14 protein-coding genes are annotated in these 15,431 nt (G+C 67.4%); 8 read left to right on the top strand and 6 right to left on the bottom strand.

All coding sequences use genetic code 11. The annotated features are described in order from the left end of the window. Nucleotides 1-231: 231 nt before the first annotated feature. The 6 genes from E6C72_RS09190 (at nucleotide 232) to E6C72_RS09165 (ending at nucleotide 4,894) form a co-directional block, all read left to right on the top strand. Nucleotides 232-498, top strand: coding sequence for an EscU/YscU/HrcU family type III secretion system export apparatus switch protein (locus E6C72_RS09190; RefSeq protein ID WP_371298425.1), 267 nt, complete (start codon nucleotides 232-234; stop codon nucleotides 496-498). After that, nucleotides 495-923, top strand: a complete 429-nt coding sequence (locus E6C72_RS09185; protein WP_136700705.1) for a hypothetical protein — start codon at nucleotides 495-497, stop codon at nucleotides 921-923. The genes E6C72_RS09190 and E6C72_RS09185 overlap by 4 nt, the downstream gene beginning before the upstream one ends. A gap of 22 nt (nucleotides 924-945) precedes the next feature. Next, nucleotides 946-1,284: a flagellar biosynthetic protein FliO gene (locus E6C72_RS09180; protein ID WP_109086560.1), complete on the top strand. Its 339-nt coding sequence runs from the start codon at nucleotides 946-948 to the stop codon at nucleotides 1,282-1,284. Continuing rightward, nucleotides 1,281-2,069 (top strand): flagellar type III secretion system pore protein FliP, encoded by a 789-nt coding sequence (fliP, locus tag E6C72_RS09175; RefSeq protein ID WP_109086559.1) that lies wholly within the window; start codon nucleotides 1,281-1,283, stop codon nucleotides 2,067-2,069. Before E6C72_RS09180 ends, fliP begins: the two co-directional genes overlap by 4 nt. Nucleotides 2,070-2,287: 218 nt before the next feature. Further along, nucleotides 2,288-4,186, top strand: a complete 1,899-nt coding sequence (locus tag E6C72_RS09170) for a potassium transporter Kup (RefSeq protein WP_109086558.1) — start codon at nucleotides 2,288-2,290, stop codon at nucleotides 4,184-4,186. Nucleotides 4,187-4,348: 162 nt separating this feature from the next. Continuing rightward, entirely contained in the window at nucleotides 4,349-4,894 is a 546-nt protein-coding gene (locus tag E6C72_RS09165; protein ID WP_109047435.1) for a fasciclin domain-containing protein, read from the top strand. 68 nt (nucleotides 4,895-4,962) lie between these two features. On the opposite strand, the gene E6C72_RS09160 is transcribed toward E6C72_RS09165, so the two are convergent. The 5 genes from E6C72_RS09160 to E6C72_RS32540 form a co-directional block, all read right to left on the bottom strand. After that, the gene (locus E6C72_RS09160) at nucleotides 4,963-8,508 is read right to left on the bottom strand and encodes a lipopolysaccharide assembly protein LapB (protein ID WP_109086557.1); all 3,546 of its coding nucleotides are present in this window, start codon (nucleotides 8,506-8,508) and stop codon (nucleotides 4,963-4,965) included. A 1-nt stretch (nucleotide 8,509) separates the two neighbouring features. Beyond that, nucleotides 8,510-9,265 (bottom strand): flagellar motor protein MotB, encoded by a 756-nt coding sequence (locus E6C72_RS09155; RefSeq protein WP_109086556.1) that lies wholly within the window; start codon nucleotides 9,263-9,265, stop codon nucleotides 8,510-8,512. After that, nucleotides 9,262-10,062, bottom strand: coding sequence for a flagellar motor protein MotB (locus E6C72_RS09150; protein ID WP_247875786.1), 801 nt, complete (start codon nucleotides 10,060-10,062; stop codon nucleotides 9,262-9,264). Before E6C72_RS09150 ends, E6C72_RS09155 begins: the two co-directional genes overlap by 4 nt. A gap of 85 nt (nucleotides 10,063-10,147) precedes the next feature. Continuing rightward, nucleotides 10,148-10,855 carry a protein phosphatase CheZ gene (locus E6C72_RS09145; RefSeq protein ID WP_109086554.1) on the bottom strand — a complete coding sequence of 236 codons (708 nt, stop codon included), beginning with the start codon at nucleotides 10,853-10,855 and terminating at the stop codon, nucleotides 10,148-10,150. A 295-nt stretch (nucleotides 10,856-11,150) separates the two neighbouring features. Beyond that, nucleotides 11,151-11,279, bottom strand: a complete 129-nt coding sequence (locus tag E6C72_RS32540; RefSeq protein WP_256379110.1) for a hypothetical protein — start codon at nucleotides 11,277-11,279, stop codon at nucleotides 11,151-11,153. Between the two features lie 339 nt (nucleotides 11,280-11,618). On the opposite strand from E6C72_RS32540, the gene E6C72_RS32615 reads away from it, so the two are divergent. Further along, nucleotides 11,619-12,605 carry a patatin-like phospholipase family protein gene (locus E6C72_RS32615; RefSeq protein WP_109086553.1) on the top strand — a complete coding sequence of 329 codons (987 nt, stop codon included), beginning with the start codon at nucleotides 11,619-11,621 and terminating at the stop codon, nucleotides 12,603-12,605. Between the two features lie 107 nt (nucleotides 12,606-12,712). Continuing rightward, the gene (locus E6C72_RS09135; RefSeq protein WP_109086552.1) at nucleotides 12,713-14,293 is read left to right on the top strand and encodes a matrixin family metalloprotease; all 1,581 of its coding nucleotides are present in this window, start codon (nucleotides 12,713-12,715) and stop codon (nucleotides 14,291-14,293) included. 24 nt (nucleotides 14,294-14,317) lie between these two features. Here the strand turns inward: E6C72_RS09135 and E6C72_RS09130 are convergent, their stop codons facing one another. Beyond that, nucleotides 14,318-15,289, bottom strand: a complete 972-nt coding sequence (locus E6C72_RS09130) for an SAM-dependent methyltransferase (RefSeq protein ID WP_247875785.1) — start codon at nucleotides 15,287-15,289, stop codon at nucleotides 14,318-14,320. Nucleotides 15,290-15,431 lie beyond the last annotated feature (142 nt).

The following is a 15,431-nucleotide window of genomic DNA, read 5'->3' as shown; positions in this document are numbered from 1 at the left end:
CCGTTTGCGTTAACGAAGGATGAATCCCTTCCGACGCAAGTGGGCAGGCGCCGCCGCCTTTACAGTTCGTTAAGCCTACCGGTCCAGGATGCGGCGCAGGAAGGACCCCTTCGACAAGGCCGTCTGTTGTCCGCGCAAGCCCGCCCTCCCGTTCCGCCGACTGCCGGCCCGTCCGCCGGCAAGAGGAAGCCTGCAGCCCGGCGGCCGGTCGCGGTTGCGCTGAAATACGCATTGGGTACGGAGACTCTGCCGAGGATCGTCGCCACCGGCAGGGGCACGGTGGCGGAACAGATCCTCGAGGTCGCCTTCGCCAACGGCGTCAAGGTGCGCGAAGACGCTGATCTGGTCGAAATCCTGTCCGCCATCGAGGTCGACAGCGATATCCCCGTCGAGGCCATCGCCGCGGTGGCGGAGATCCTGGCCCATGTCTACCGCGCCAACGGCACCTTGCCACCGGAGCCGCGATCCGAGGACTTTCCGGAGGAGGACAAGCCATGACACGTCCGCCATCCCCGCCCCAGACACCCCCTCCCCAGACAACCGACGGCGCCGACTCGGCCCCCCGGATCGCCGCACAGGCGGCGGCATTGGGCGCCACGCTCGACGATGCCCGGGCGCAGGCGGAGGCTGGCGTCCTGATCGACCTCGCCGGGCTGGAGGATCGCGTCGCCCATCTCTGCCTCGCCGCGGAAGCGCTGCCGCGGGGAGAGGCACGCACGCTGCTCGGCCCGCTCGGCGATCTGGTGGCGGCACTGGGGCCGCTGGCCGCCGCGCTGACCGACCAGCAAAGCCGGCGGGAGGAGGCCGTCGCCGCCGCGCTGGCCGGCCGCGACGATCCGCACACCGCCCGCCAACGCGCGGCCGCCGCCTATGGCCGCACAGCCGGTCCGGGCGCTCCGGCCCTGCCGGACGATACGCATTAATCAGAGAAAGCCTGCCGTCCCCATGGATCTCGACCAGTATATCCGCTTCCTGATGGCGCTCGTCTTCGTCGTGGCGCTCATCATGGTCGTCGCCTGGGTGATGCGCCGGGCCGGCATGGCCGGCGGCACGGTGCGCGGACGCACCCGCCAGCGCCGGTTGAGCGTGGTGGAGACCCTGCCGATCGACGCCAAGCGCCGGCTGATCCTGGTGCGCCGCGACGATCGCGAGCATCTGATCCTGCTGGGGGCCAACGGGGACCTGCTGGTCGACAGCGCCCCGGCCGGCGGGTTCGACAGCGCACTCGCCGGAACGGACGCCGGCCCCGCCGAGACCGGCGCCCTGGGGAGCGAGGCGCGATGACGCGGGCAATCCTCCGCCGTCTCGAATCCTGCTGGAAGCCGGCCGCCGCCGGCTTGGCACTGGCGCTCGCCGTCGGCCTGGCATTGGGCCTCAGCGCCGGACCGGCGCTGGCGCAGAGCCTGACCTTCGACCTGGGCGATGCCGGCGGCACCGCCACCGGCCGCATCGTCCAGACCATCGGACTGATCACGGTGCTGTCGCTGGCGCCGTCGATCCTGATCATGATGACCGCCTTCACCCGCATCGTCATCGTGCTGTCCTTCCTGCGCAACGCGCTGGGCGTGCAGCAGGTGCCGCCGACCACGGTGATGATGTCGCTGGCGCTGTTCCTGACCTTCTTCGTCATGGCCCCGGTGTTCGAGCGCAGCTATACCCAGGGCATCCAGCCGTTGATGAATCAGGAAATCGACGAGATGGAGGCGTTCCGTCGCACGGTGGCACCGCTGCGTGATTTCATGCTGCACCACACCGCCGAGAAGGATCTGCGCCTGTTCATGGACATGGCACGCATCCAGTCGGTGCCGGAAGCCAACGACATGCCGCTGCACGTGCTGGTCCCGGCCTTCATGATCTCGGAGATCAAGCGGGGGTTCGAGATCGGCTTCCTGCTGTTCCTGCCCTTCTTGATCATCGACATGGTGGTGTCGTCGATCCTGATGTCGATGGGCATGATGATGCTGCCGCCGACCATGGTGGCCATCCCGTTCAAGATCATCTTCTTCGTGCTGGTCGACGGCTGGTATCTGATCGCCGGGTCGCTGGCCCGCAGCTTCGGAACGCTCTGAAGGCCACACGCCGGGCGGGAAAAGACCTGCGCACTTCGTCGCATCCCCCGGGCTGGCGGGAAGGGGCGAAAGCCCACGCTGGCGTTGGGCGCCGTAAGCGCGTATGAGGAAAGGCGATGCGCGTCGACGGGATGAGCAGCCCGGGACATCGCGGCCCAACGGGCAACATCGAACGGCGCGTTTCGCACGACGGACCAACTTCGGACCGCAATCACTGCATGACTGATACCGCTTTGAAGGCCGCGCAGCCCGATACCGGCAAGCTCGCGACGCTGACCCTCGGCGCCCTGGGCGTCGTCTTTGGCGACATCGGCACCAGCCCCCTCTACACGCTGCGCGAATGCTTCGGCGGCGAACATGGGCTGCCGCTGACCCATGACAACGTGCTGGGCATCATGTCCCTCGTGTTCTGGTCGCTGGTGATGGTCGTCACCGTCAAATATGTGGGCTTCGTCATGCGGGCAGACAACAAGGGCGAGGGCGGCATCCTCTCCCTGCTGGCGCTGGCATCGAAGACGCGGCCCGACGCATCGGGCCGGCTGACCGTGCTGACGGCGCTGGGCCTGTTCGGCGCGGCACTGTTCTACGGCGACGGCATGATCACCCCGGCGATGTCGGTGCTGTCGGCGGTCGAAGGCCTGGGCGTGGCGGAACCGGCGCTGGAATCGGCGGTGGTGCCGTTGACCGTCGCCATCGTGATCGCCCTGTTCGCCATCCAGAGCCACGGCACCTCGCGCGTCGGCGCACTGTTCGGTCCGATCATGCTGGCCTGGTTCACCACGCTCGGCGTCCTGGGGCTGCTGGAAGTGATCCAGCAGCCGAGCGTGCTGGTCGCCTTCAACCCGTTCTATGCCATTTCCTTCTTCGCGAACCATGGCGTCGCCGGTTTCCTGGTTCTGGGCGCGGTGGTGCTTGCGGTGACCGGTGGCGAGGCGCTCTATGCCGACATGGGCCATTTCGGCCGCCGCCCCATCCAGGTGGCTTGGCTGGCCGTGGTGTTGCCGGCACTGCTGCTGAATTACCTGGGCCAATGCGCGCTTCTGCTGAACGACCCGACGGCGGTGCGCAGCCCCTTCTACCTGCTGGCTCCGGATTGGGCGCTCTATCCGCTGATCGGCCTGTCCACGGCCGCCGCCGTCATCGCCAGCCAGGCGGTGATCTCCGGCGTCTTTTCGCTGACCCGACAGGCGGTGCAGCTCGGTCTCTGCCCGCGCCTCGACATCCGCCACACCTCCAGCGAGGAGGAGGGGCAGATCTACATCCCCCGCGCCAACTGGGGCCTGCTGGCCGCGGTGCTCGGCCTCGTTCTGGTGTTCCAATCGTCCAGCCGTCTCGCCGCCGCCTATGGCATCGCAGTGACCGGCGACATGATCATCACCACCACCCTGTTCATGGTGGTCGCCCGCCGCCGCTGGAACTGGAGCCTGCCGCTCTGCGTCGCCATCGGCGCGTCCTTCCTGACTGTGGAGATTTCCTTCTTCGCCGCCAATGCGGTGAAGATCCCCCATGGCGGCTGGGTGCCGCTGGTGATCGCCTGCGTCACGCTGGGCCTGATGTCCACCTGGCGCCGCGGCCGGGCCGTGCTCACCAAGCGGCTGGCCGAGGAATCGCTGCCGCTCGACGCCTTCATCCAGCGGCAGGCAAAAAAGGGCGAGATCCATCGCGTGAAGGGAACCGCGGTCTTCATGACCTCCAGTTCCAACACCGTGCCGATCGCCCTTCTGCACAATCTGAAGCACAATCAGGTCCTGCATGAGCGCGTCGTCTTTGTCACCGTGGTGGTGGACGATGTGCCACGCGTCCCGGCAAAGGACCGCGTGCTGGTGGAGGGGCTGGCCGACGGCTTCTACCGCATCACCGTGCGCTACGGCTTCTCGCAGGAGCCGAACATCCCCAAGGCGCTGCGCCTGTGCAAGGCCTTCGGCCTGGAATTCGATGTGATGGCGACCTCCTTCTTCCTGGGCCGCGAGACGCTGATCCCGCAGATGAACTCCCAGATGGCGCTGTGGCGGGAAAAGTTGTTCGTCGTGATGTCGCGCACATCGGTCAGCGCCACCGATTTCTTCAAGCTGCCGCCAAACCGCGTGGTGGAGCTCGGCACACAGGTACAGCTGTAGGAAACTTTGGGAAGCGCCTCACGGCACCACCAAAGTATTACCTCTTTCACGCGGGTAAAAATCGCTGTGCCGCATAGAAACGGCGGTGATCCGAGCGAATGGCTCCTCCGTAACGGTGATGTGTCCGCGGAAAGCGGACCTTCACCGACAAGAGGGAATGCTATGAAGAAGGTTGCCACCGTGGCGATCGCCACCCTTCTTTTTGCCGGTTGCGCCAATGCCGCCATGGAGAAAATGGTCGGGGGGGCGCCGATGTACCCCAGCAAGACCATCGTCGAGAACGCGTCCCAGTCGAAGGACCACACCACGCTCGTCGCAGCCGTGAAGGCCGCCGGGTTGGTCGACACGCTGAGCGGCAAGGGCCCCTTCACCGTCTTCGCCCCGACCAATGAGGCCTTTGCCGCCCTGCCCGCCGGCACCGTCGACACCCTGCTGAAGCCGGAGAACAAGGGCCAGCTGACCAAGGTACTGACCTATCACGTCATTCCCGGAAAGCTGGACGCCAAGGACATCGTGGCGGACATCAAGAAGGGCAACGGCAAGGCGATGCTGAAGACGGTGGAAGGCATGCCGCTGACCTTCACACAGTCCGGCGATGCCGTGATGGTCGCCGATGCCTCCGGCAACACCGCCCGTGTGACCATCGCCGACGTCCAGCAGTCGAACGGCGTCGTGCACGTCATCGACAAGGTTCTGCTGCCGAAATAATGGACCCAGGCAAGTTACGGCAGGCGGGCGGCAGGATGCCGCACTCCTCTGCCTGGCATCCCGCCGCCTTATGATGTCGGCTTGTCGGTGGGTTGCTTGCCGCCACGATACTGCTTCAAAAACTTTTTGAACATATCCACTTCCGCGACGCGGGAGCGGATCGTGCCGACGTCGATCAGGCCCATCGCCTGTTCGGGGCGGGTCAGAATGCGGAACGCATCCTCGTTCGGCCCGCCCTTCATCGACCCTTCAAAATCCTTCTTAAGCAGGTTCAGCCCATTGCCGTCCCCAGCCAATGCCAGCGCGACGGCCCGGTTCAGCACAAGTTGCGACATGTTGGGATCGAACGGCTTGCCCGGTCCTGGCGGTGGCCCGATCACCTTGTTAAGCGCCAGCGCCGCCGCATCCCACTTCTGCCCCTTCCAGGCGATGTCGACGCGCAGCAGGTTGGCGTTGGTGCTGTCGTCCTGGGCAAGAAGCTGCATAGCCTCGTCGCCGCGGTTCAATTCGGCCAGCGCCTTGGCCTGCATCAGCCGGCGTTCCGCCGCCAGATCGGCCGGCAAACCGGCGACATTCGACAGCTCCAGCGCCTTCAGCGCCTCTTCCGGCTTGTTGTCGAGCAGCCGGACGGAGGCCAAGCGCGTTCCGACCCGCGCCTTGTCCAAACCGGACAGACGATATTCCACCTGATGCTGCAGCAGGTCGGCAGCGCGGTTCAGCAGGTCGATGGAAATCAGCCGTTCAGCCAACTGCCTGATGATCTCGTCGCCGGCCTCGCCCACCGGGGTCAGTTCACGGAACTGGTCATAGAGCTGCATGGCGTCCAGCGTCGGCAGTCGCTGCGCCCCGTCCTTGTACAGGTCGGCGAAGATGCGCGACATCTCCTTGGTGATCGCCTCGGCCCGCGGGGTATCGGCGACCAGGGCCGCCGTTTCCTTCATCGTGTTGAAACCCTTGGCATATTCGCCACCGGCGATCAGCACTTCGCCCATGCGCGAGCGGATCTGCATTTCCAGATCGTCGCCGCGCCAGGTGAAGGTCAGACCGGCGAGCTGCTCCGCCGCCGCGGTCGGCGACATCTTGCCTTCCGACAGTTCCAGATTGGTCAGCGCCAGCCCGGCCTTGGCGCGGTAGAGCCGGTCATAGCTGTTGTAGGCGGCGGTCAGCTGCTGGCGCGCCTGATCGATCTCGCCGGTCTGGGCATAAAGCAGGCCGCGCAGATACTGGGTCTGCGGGTTCTCCTCCTGGTCCGGGCCGCCATGCTCGATCACGCGGTCGAACAGCCGCTTGGCGGTGGCGGTGTCGCGCGTCTCCAGCGCCGCCTCCGCCGCCCGCAGGCCGAGCTTGCCAAGCATCGGATCGGGATAGCTGTTCAGGATCTGGCCGGATGCCTTGAAGCCGGCCATCGCCTTGGGCCAGTCGCGGCGGTCGGCGGCGATGGCGGCGCGCCAGAGGTTGGCTTCCGGATTGCCGGCCAGCGCGGGGATCGACAGGTCGGTCTCGCCGCCATCCAGATCGCCGGTCAACACGCGCGCGGCACCCCGCAGCGCCCGGAACTCCGGCCAGCCTTCCAGATCGGGCTGGTTCTGTTGCAGCACGTCCAGCAGGCCGAGCGTTTCCTGTCCGAAGCCATTGGCGAAATAGAAGCGCGCGAGGTCGAGTTGCGCCTTGGCCCGCTCCGAATCCGGCGCGTTGACGACGGCAAGCTGAAGGTCCTGCCGCGCCTCGGTGAAATGGTCGAGGTCGCCACGCTTCCAGGCCGGCAGGTTGAACAGCCGGCGCCCCTGCATCTGGGCGGGCTGCGCCTTGGGCGGCTCCATAGCCGCCGACGCGCCGCCGGGGGGCGGCGGAACCGGAACTGGCGCCGCGGCCAGCTGTGCCGGAACCGGCTGCGGAGCCGCCTGCGGCGCGGCAGGCGGCGGGGCAGAGGGAGGCGGTGCGACTGCCGGATTGCCGGCATCGGCGGCCGGCGAGATGTGCAGGCCGCCGGCTGTGGTCAGTTCCACCCCTTCCTTGATCGTCCGCACCGTCACATTGTCGGAGATCGGCCGCACCACCACGCCCTGGTAGGAGGCCATCACTTCCAGATCCGGGTAGCGGTGGGGTTCGGGCACGCCTTGCCCGGGACTGGGCAGTGGAACCACCTGGATACGGTCGCCGACATCGGGGTCGGCGAACTGCACCACATTGGCCGCATCGGGCGCCCGCACCAGCAGCCGGGCGCCGAGCAGGAAATCGGGATCGGGCTCCACCCGCAGGTCACCGGCACTGCCCATGTTGGCGGGGCGGGCGGAGGACAGGATGCGCCATGTGGTGCCCTGCCGCTCCACCGTCGGCCACACCATTGGGCCGATCTTGGTGCGGAAGACGCTGCCGCCGGTCGCCGGTACCGGCTCCACCGCGCCCATCAGTTCCGACCCCGCTCCGCTGAGCTTGCCGGCGCCGATCGGCATCGGCCGGTCGAAGACGATATACAGCTGGCCCGCCCGCGGATAGACCGCGATGGAGGCCGGCCCGCCCGTATCGAAGGTCAGCATCGGCCCCTTCGGACCGGCCGCCGGTTGTGCCTTCGCATCAGCAGGCGCTGCGGGCGCGGTCTTGGCGTCGGCCGGCGGCGCGGCGGTGGTGGCAGGAGGGGTGGCAGATGTGGAGGCGGCCGAGCGGCCAGAGGTCGCCGATGCCACCGTGGGCGCGTCCTTGCCACCTTCCTTCACGGCGTCCTTCACCGGTGCCGGCTGGCTGGTCCCCTGGTTTCCGGCCGGAGCGCTTTGGGAAGACGCACCCTCGCTCTTGGGTAGGCCGGCGCGGGAGCCGGGATTCCCGACGGACAGCACCATCGACTTGCCGGACGCGCTGTCGTTCACCTCGGCGTCCTGCGGCACGGCAAGCGTCACCGCCAGCGATCCGTCGGGCTGGCGGTAGGATTCGATGTTCCGGATGTTGCGCAGGGGCGTCTTCGGCAGGCCCGACAGGTCGGCGGTGCCGCCCTTGTCGAAGGCGACCGTCACTGCCGCACCGTCGCGGCTCACCTTGTAGCCGACCGGCGTCGGCCAATCGAAGGTCAGGCGGCTCTGGTCGGGCTGGTCCGCTCCCTTTACACGCAACCGTCCGGCCGACGGCACCGGCTTCACAGCCTCCGCCTTCGCGGGCGCGGGAACAGGCGCGGGCGTCGCACTCTCGCTCTTGGCGGCCGCCTGCTGCGGCGGCCCCCCCGCCGGGGCGGGCGACAGGTCGATGGCGACGGCGTTGCCGTTGCGGAAGCTCTTCAGCGCGACCGGACGCTTCAGGTCGAAGGAGACGGTCTTGCCATCGGCCTCCACCCTCCCCGCGGCCAGATAGTCGGGCAGCGCCCGAACCAGCCGGTCCAACGGGGCGTCGATCGTCTCGGTGAAGCTGATGACCAGCCGGTCGCCCTCGACCGCTGCGGTGAAATCGACCTTGCCCGGCCAGTCGAAGACCAGCCGGCCGAAATCCTTGTGGGAACCACCGCGCACCGGTACCGAGGCGGCGTCCGCAGCCATGGGCGACAACAGGACCGGCACGGCAAGCAGCGCCACCGCGGCGGCACAGCCGCGCAGCCAACGCTTCCTTCGATGGGCCGACCGGTCCGTCACCTCAATCCGCTCCTTCCTCTCGCACCACGATGTCGACAGGCAGGCGCCCGCCGCCGGCCAGTTCACCAACCGCCGCCACGCCGCCGGCGCTTCCCACCCGACCCACCGGCATCATCACCGCCCGCGCCACCAGATCGCGGCGATAACCGGTTTCACGCAAAGCCGCAGACACCGCGACCGCACGGGTCAGCGCCCGTTCCCAGGCGACGCCGCCGGTCGCATCCTCGTGTTCGGCATGGCCGACCAGCTCGATGCGGTTGCCGATGCGGCCGATGACGGCGCCCAGAAGGAACAGCACCCGCCGCCCCTCCTCGGTGAAGATGGCGCCGGTGGGGTCGAACATCCGCTCGCCGGGCAGCCGGATGACGACCCGGTCATCCTCGCGCCGCACATCGACCACCGCCAGTTCCGCATTCGACCGCAGCTGGCTTCCCAGCAATGCCGCCAGATAATGCAGGTCGATGGCCGCCCTGGCTTCGACCGCCATGGCGTTGAAGGCGGCTCCGGGATCGGTCGGGCGATCGGACGGTGTGCTGGCGGTCGACCGCGCGGCGGGGATCGCCTCCGACACGCCCTTCGCCAGACGGGTCCAACGCTCCGCCTCCGGCTCGCTCATCGAATACATCAGCACGAAGAAGGCGAGCATCAAGGAGATCAGATCGGTGAAACTGATCAGCCACAACGTCTTGCGATGGCCGCCGCGGTCGTCCGATGCCGCCGCCCCTGCCCTGTTGGACATTCCGGGGACGCGGATCATTTGCGCACCTCCCCGCTCGCCGGTGTCGTCCTTGCCGGCGCCGTCTTCGCCGCGGGCGCTTTCGCCGGTGCCGCCTTCACCACCGGCCGCACCGGACCATCCTCGTCCCAGCGCAGCGAGAACAGCAGCCGGACCCCGCCGGGCTCGCCGCGTTCGATCCCGACGGTGACGTTGCGGGCCGGCGCGCCGTCCTCGACCAGCGCGCGGGCCAACACGCCGGCGCGGGCGACCGGCCCCGGCGGCTGGCTGGGCGTTCCCGTCGGGCCGATGCCGAGCAGCGCGTCCAGTTCCACCCGCTCGCCCTGCCGCGACTGGCGCAGCGCATCTGCGATGCGGTCGATCAGCCCCTGGCGATCCGCCCGCAAGGTCATGCTGCCGGGAAGGAAGAGGTCGTCGGCGGCCAGACGCACTTCCAGCAGTTGGCCGGGGGCGACGACCTCCACCTTCGATACCGCAACCGCGGTGGCGAACAGGGTTCCGACATCCTCCAGCCGCTGCACGGCGAAGACGGTCCCTGCGCGCGAGGCCACCGGTTCGGCTCCGTCGCGCAGGCGGGGATCAATGACGAAGCTGGGGAAGGTTCGCTCCAGCGAGGCGGCGACCGCCTTGACCTTCTGCACCGTCTGCACCGAATGGGCGTTCAGCACGATGAAGAAGACCAGAAGCAGCAGGAACAGCGACAGCAGAAGCAGGATGCTGCCGTTGTTCGGATTGGCATGCCCGTCCGCCCCACCGGCGCGCCCGGCCCGCAGCAGCAGCGGCAGCCCGGCACTCCCGGCCCCCGGACCGCCAGACATTCCAGCCGCCGTCCCGGCACCTGCTCCGGCACCCTGGGCCGCATGGCCGCCGGACCTGTTGAAGGGGGAGCCGGGCAGCATGGCGTCAGTCGAAGCTGGCCAGCAGACGGTCGATCTCGTCCTGGTCCATGGCGTTGCCCGGCAGCTGCGGACCGTGCAGAAGCTGCTTGTCCGCCTCCTCCGCGCTCATCGGCTCGTAATGGACGGCAGCTTCCGCATCTTCCGCCGCCAGCTTGGCGAGCCTCGGGGCGTGGTTCTGGCGAACCTCGCTGCCAAAGGCGGCAACGATCATATCCACTTTCGATTCGATATGCTTCAGCGTCCGCACCACCTTGCTGATGCGCTGGCCGGTGATGTCCTGGAAGTTGCAGGCCTCGTAGATCGCCGTGATCTGGTCGTTCAGCTTCGCCGAGGTGTCGGTGTCCGTTTGCCCGGCGATGGCGCCAATCGCGTCGCAGGCGTCGAAGATGGCGAAGGTCGCCTTCTCCGTCGCGCCGATCACCGCATCCAGTTCGTCCGTCGCGGTTCGGATGTGTTCGTCGCGGATTTCGGCCGGCTGGAGAGCGGCGATTTCCTGCTTTGCCGTCTCGATGTACTTGGCGAGGTCGACGACCTCCTTGTACAGGCGCAGGTCGGTGGCGGAGATGTCGCCGTCCATGCTGCCCAGGATGTTGCGGACGATGTCCGTCACCTCCTCGCGCGACAGCGGTTGCGCGGCCTCAGCGAAGGCAGTGTCGAGGCGCTGTCTCAGGAGCTTCTGTTCCGTCACGGCGGATTGGGCGGAGAAGGTCATCGGGCGTGTCCAGCGAGAGGGGCAAAGCCTTGGCGGAATATGCCGGAACCTCCCCGGTCCGCGCCCTCCGGCGAGCGCACCGTCGGTGCCCTTTGTGGCGGAGGTTCGATGCTCCGACCGCTTGTGGCGCCCAACCGTCCCAGGAACTGTCCGAGCCGACCAAGCCTATGGCGGGAGGGTTAAGAGCCCGTAAAGATGACCCTGTCCGAGGTCCTAATCACTGCGCCTGAGTTGCCGGCGCGTCACACTGTTGCCCGCGCAACCGCATCGGCGCGGGTGTCGGCGGAGATGCGGATCAGAACAGGCCGACGGCGACCGGCGCACCAAGAAGAGCGATCAGGACCAGCACGGTGACGGCAACCAACCGTTCCGTCGGCGACCAGCGTTTCCAGTCCTTTCGGAAGCTTTTCAGTTCGTCAGCCATGACAGACCTTCCGGGGTTCGAGAACTACATTGCAACGCAACGAAACTGTATCAGGTCCAGTTGACGTATGGTTAAAATCGCCGACTGATACGATCATGCCTGCCCACTGGCACAGAAATGCCACAGTCACGACGATGCGACCGCTGATCCAGGTCAAAGATCGGCTAAATTTTTCACATTTCCCATCTCGCGTGCGGCGACGACCCCGTCTCCGGCGGCGTGCCACTTCCGGCCGCTTCCGAAATCGGGCGGTAACGCCTAGATGATAAGCTCTAGATCAAGCCTCCGATGCCCGGGGGCATCCGGCCTCCAGACAGGGGGCGCCGACGGGAGATGCGGATGGCGAAGGGAACCGACCTGAAGATCGGGCTTGCGCTGGGCAGCGGGGCGGCGCGTGGCTGGGCCCACATCGGCGTCCTGCGCGCGCTGGAGGAAGTCGGGATCAAGCCCGACATCATCTGCGGCACATCCATCGGCGCCGCAGTGGCCGCCGCCTACCTGACCGACCAGTTGGACGAGCTTCAGGCCTGGGCGCAGAAGATGGGCTGGCTCGGCATGCTCGGCATCATCGATCTCACCTTCCGCCGCGGCGGCCTGGTCGCCGCCGAAAAGGCGTTCGGGCGTTTCGACAACGAACGCAGCAACGTCCTGATCGAGGATCTGCCCATGCCCTTCGCCACGGTCGCCACCGACCTGTCGACCGGGCGCGAGATGTGGTTGCGCGACGGCCCGCTGATGTCGGCGGTCCTGGCTTCGGCCGCCATGCCTGGCCTGTTCCCGGCGGTGCGGCGCGACCATCACCTGCTGGTGGACGGCGCGCTGGTCAATCCGGTGCCGGTCTCGCTCTGCCGGGCGCTGGGCGCAGACGTGGTGGTTGCGGTCAACCTCAACAGCGAACTGTCTCCGCTTGGTCGGCCAAACGGCCGCGGCAACGGAAAGGCGGTGTCGGCAAAGGCGCCGGAGCCGGTGGTGGCCGGCGGTGATGCCGGATCCCCCGCGCTGTCGCATCTGACCAGCCAGATCTCCACATGGCTTGGCCGCAAGCCAAGCCGGCGCACCCAGTTCCTGGCCGACCAGATCGACGACGCCCATGCCCACAGGCAGATGCCCAACGCGCTGGAGGTGATGGCCGGGTCCATCGACATCATGCAGGACCGCATCACACGGTCCCGCCTGGCCGGCGAGCCGCCGGATGTGCTGATCGCGCCACGGCTCGCCCACATCGGCATCCTGGAGTTCGACCGCGCCGCCGAAGCGGTGGAGATCGGCCATGCCGCCGCCTCCATGCTGCGTCCATCCATCGAAATGGCCCTGCGCCGCGCCTGACCTGTTGCGCTGGAGGCCGATCTGGTCTTCCGTATCAGTCGGATATCCAAAGTGGCCCGACATCCGTCGGGGCTACCCCTCCCCGACTGCCGCGAGAGCCCGCGCCCATGAGTCAATCTGCGCCGTCCAGCACCGTCGCCGCCCTTCTCCCCAGCGGAACGCCGCATTGGGGCAACAACGGCACGGTGCTGAACGGCAGTTCAGTCGGCGGCGCCGTTACCGTTACCTATGGGTTCCTGACCAGTTCACGGCAGATCTCCTCCGCCGACTCCACAGGCTTCGCCGCGATGAACACCGCCCAGCGCACGGCCGTCCGGCAGGCGCTGGCGGCCTGGAGCGCCGTCGCCAACATCACCTTCGTCGAAATCTCCGACGCAGCCAGCGCCGAGGTCGCCTTCGGGACCAACCGGCAGAGCGGCCAGTCGGCCGCCTACGCCTACTATCCCTCCACCGGCGCCCAGGGCGGTCAGGTGTTCCTGGCCAACGACAGTTCGGGCAACGCCAACCCGACGGTCGGCAGCTACAGCTACATGACCGTCATCCACGAGATCGGCCACGCGCTGGGCCTGAAGCATCCCGGCAACTACAATGCCGGCAGCGATGGCGGAACCGAGGGACCGTATCTGCCGACGGCGACGGACAATTATGCCTACAGCATCATGTCCTACAACGACAACGACGCGCTTCCGTCCGGCACCTATCTGACCGGCCCGAGCCTCTACGACATTGCCGCGATCCAGTATCTCTACGGCGCCAACATGTCGACCGGAGCCGGCGACACCAGCTACACGCTGAACACCGGCACCTTCACCACCCTGTGGGATCCCAACGGCCGTAACAGCCTGAACGGCAGCGCCCAGACGGCCTCGCTGGCGATCGACCTGCGCGACGGCCAGTTCAGCAGTGCCGGCAGCACCACCTTCCTGGCGTTGGCCTACGGCACCAAGGTGCAGCAGGCGACCGGCGGCAGCGGCAACGACAGCTTCACCGTCAACACCCTGGGCGATGTCCTGGATGGCGGCGCCGGCACCGACACCGTGGTGTTCAGCGGCAGCCGGGCACAGTACAGCGTCCAGCAGTTGGACACCGGCCGTTACATCGTCAGCGGCGCCGACGGCAACGACATCCTGTCCAACATCGAGTTTCTGCGCTTCTCCGACGGCAGCGTCTCCCTGTCCTCCGCGGTGACGGGCAGTTTCGACGCGCTGCGCTATGTCGCCTCCAACACCGACCTGATCGCGGCCCTTGGCACCAACACTGCGGCGGCGACGCAGCATCTCGCCGGTGCCGGCGTCTATGAAGGGCGCAGCCTGACCGGCTTCGACCCCTACAATTATCTGGCCGGCTATGGCGACCTGCTGGGCAGCTTCGGCACAGACGTCACCGCGGCGACGCGCCACTACATCGAGGTCGGCAACCGCGAGGGCCGCAGTTCCACGCTGTTCGACACGCTGTCCTATCAGGCCAGCAACCCCGACCTGATCGCGGCCTTCGGCAGCAACCGCGAAGCGGCGGAACTGCATTACATCGTCAGCGGCCGGCTGGAGGGGCGCTCGCTGACCCGCTTCAACGCCGCCGCCTATCTGGCCGCCAACCCGGACGTCAACAGTGCGGTCGGCGGCAACCTGACCGCCGCCAAGCAGCATTACGTCAGCTTCGGCTATGCCGAGGGACGAGCGGTGGGATGAACGGACAGGCCTGGATGCCGGCCCCTACTGTGCCGGCCACATCCAGGTCAGCTCGTGCTTGTTGTGGTGGAGATGGAGCACCCGACCGCCGGGAATCGCAGCAAAGGCGCGGGCGGTCTCGTGGTCGGTCTCCGCCTGGAACTTCAGCGTACAGATGAAGCGCTTGGCGAGGCCGCTGTCCATCCACTCCTTCACCAGCCGCAGCAACCGGGTCGGATAGCAGATCACGTCGCAGCACAGCCAATCCACCGGCCCCACCGTGGCCGGCTTCAGGCCGAAGGCGCTCTCCTGGCGGATTTCCACCCGCGGCAGAGCGGCGATGGCGGGATCGAGCGGCGCCTTGTCGACACTGACCACCGACGCCCCCAGCTCGTGCAGCACCCAGGTCCAGCCGCCCGGACAGGCGCCGAGATCGAGGCAGCGGTTGCCCGGCCCCGGCTGCTCACCGAACAGGGTCAGAGCCTCCCACAGCTTCAGATAGGCGCGGTTCGGCGGGGCCGTGCGGTTCTCGACGAAGGTGACCTCACCGTTGCGGAAGGGGCTGGAGCAGCGCGCCGCGGCGATGATCGTCGACTCGTCGGTCAGCGTCCAGGACCCCAGCGGCGCGGTGGGCAGCGGTGACGGGAAGACCACCGGCTTCGCCGAGACGTGCGGCAGATTTTCCTGGATCAGGGCGGCACGGCGGTGATGCAGCTGCGACCACAGTGCCCAATTGCGCTGGATGCCGCGCAGGGCCTTGGCGCCGCCCTTGATAGATGCGAACTCGATGCGCACCGGGTCGTACCAGATGTTCTGCGCCCAGGCCGACGGCCGCACCGGGCCGTCGACGAAGACCAGCCGGCCGTCGACCGACGTGACGTCCCCCAGCTCCGCCACCAGATCGTCGAGGAAGCCGTCCGCCGCCAGATAGACCGTCTGGCCGAGCGGGGTCACCACCGCGCCGGAAGAAGCTTGCGGAGCAGTGTCGGGTGCATTTTGGGGGGTGCTGTCGTCCATGCCTCACGGGCTACCGCCGTCGGCCGGCGAATGCAAGCGCAAGGATGCGACCAACTTCCCTGACCACCCCTTTCGGCATCACGCGAAGGGGGCTGTGACAAAGCGTCTCGGGAGCTCTTATATGCGATTGGCTCGCAATTGC

The organism is Azospirillum sp. TSH100, from assembly GCF_004923295.1.
Taxonomy (GTDB): Bacteria; Pseudomonadota; Alphaproteobacteria; order Azospirillales; family Azospirillaceae; genus Azospirillum.
Note: the sequence above shows the minus strand (reverse complement) of the source record. Positions and strands in the feature narration are given on the sequence as shown.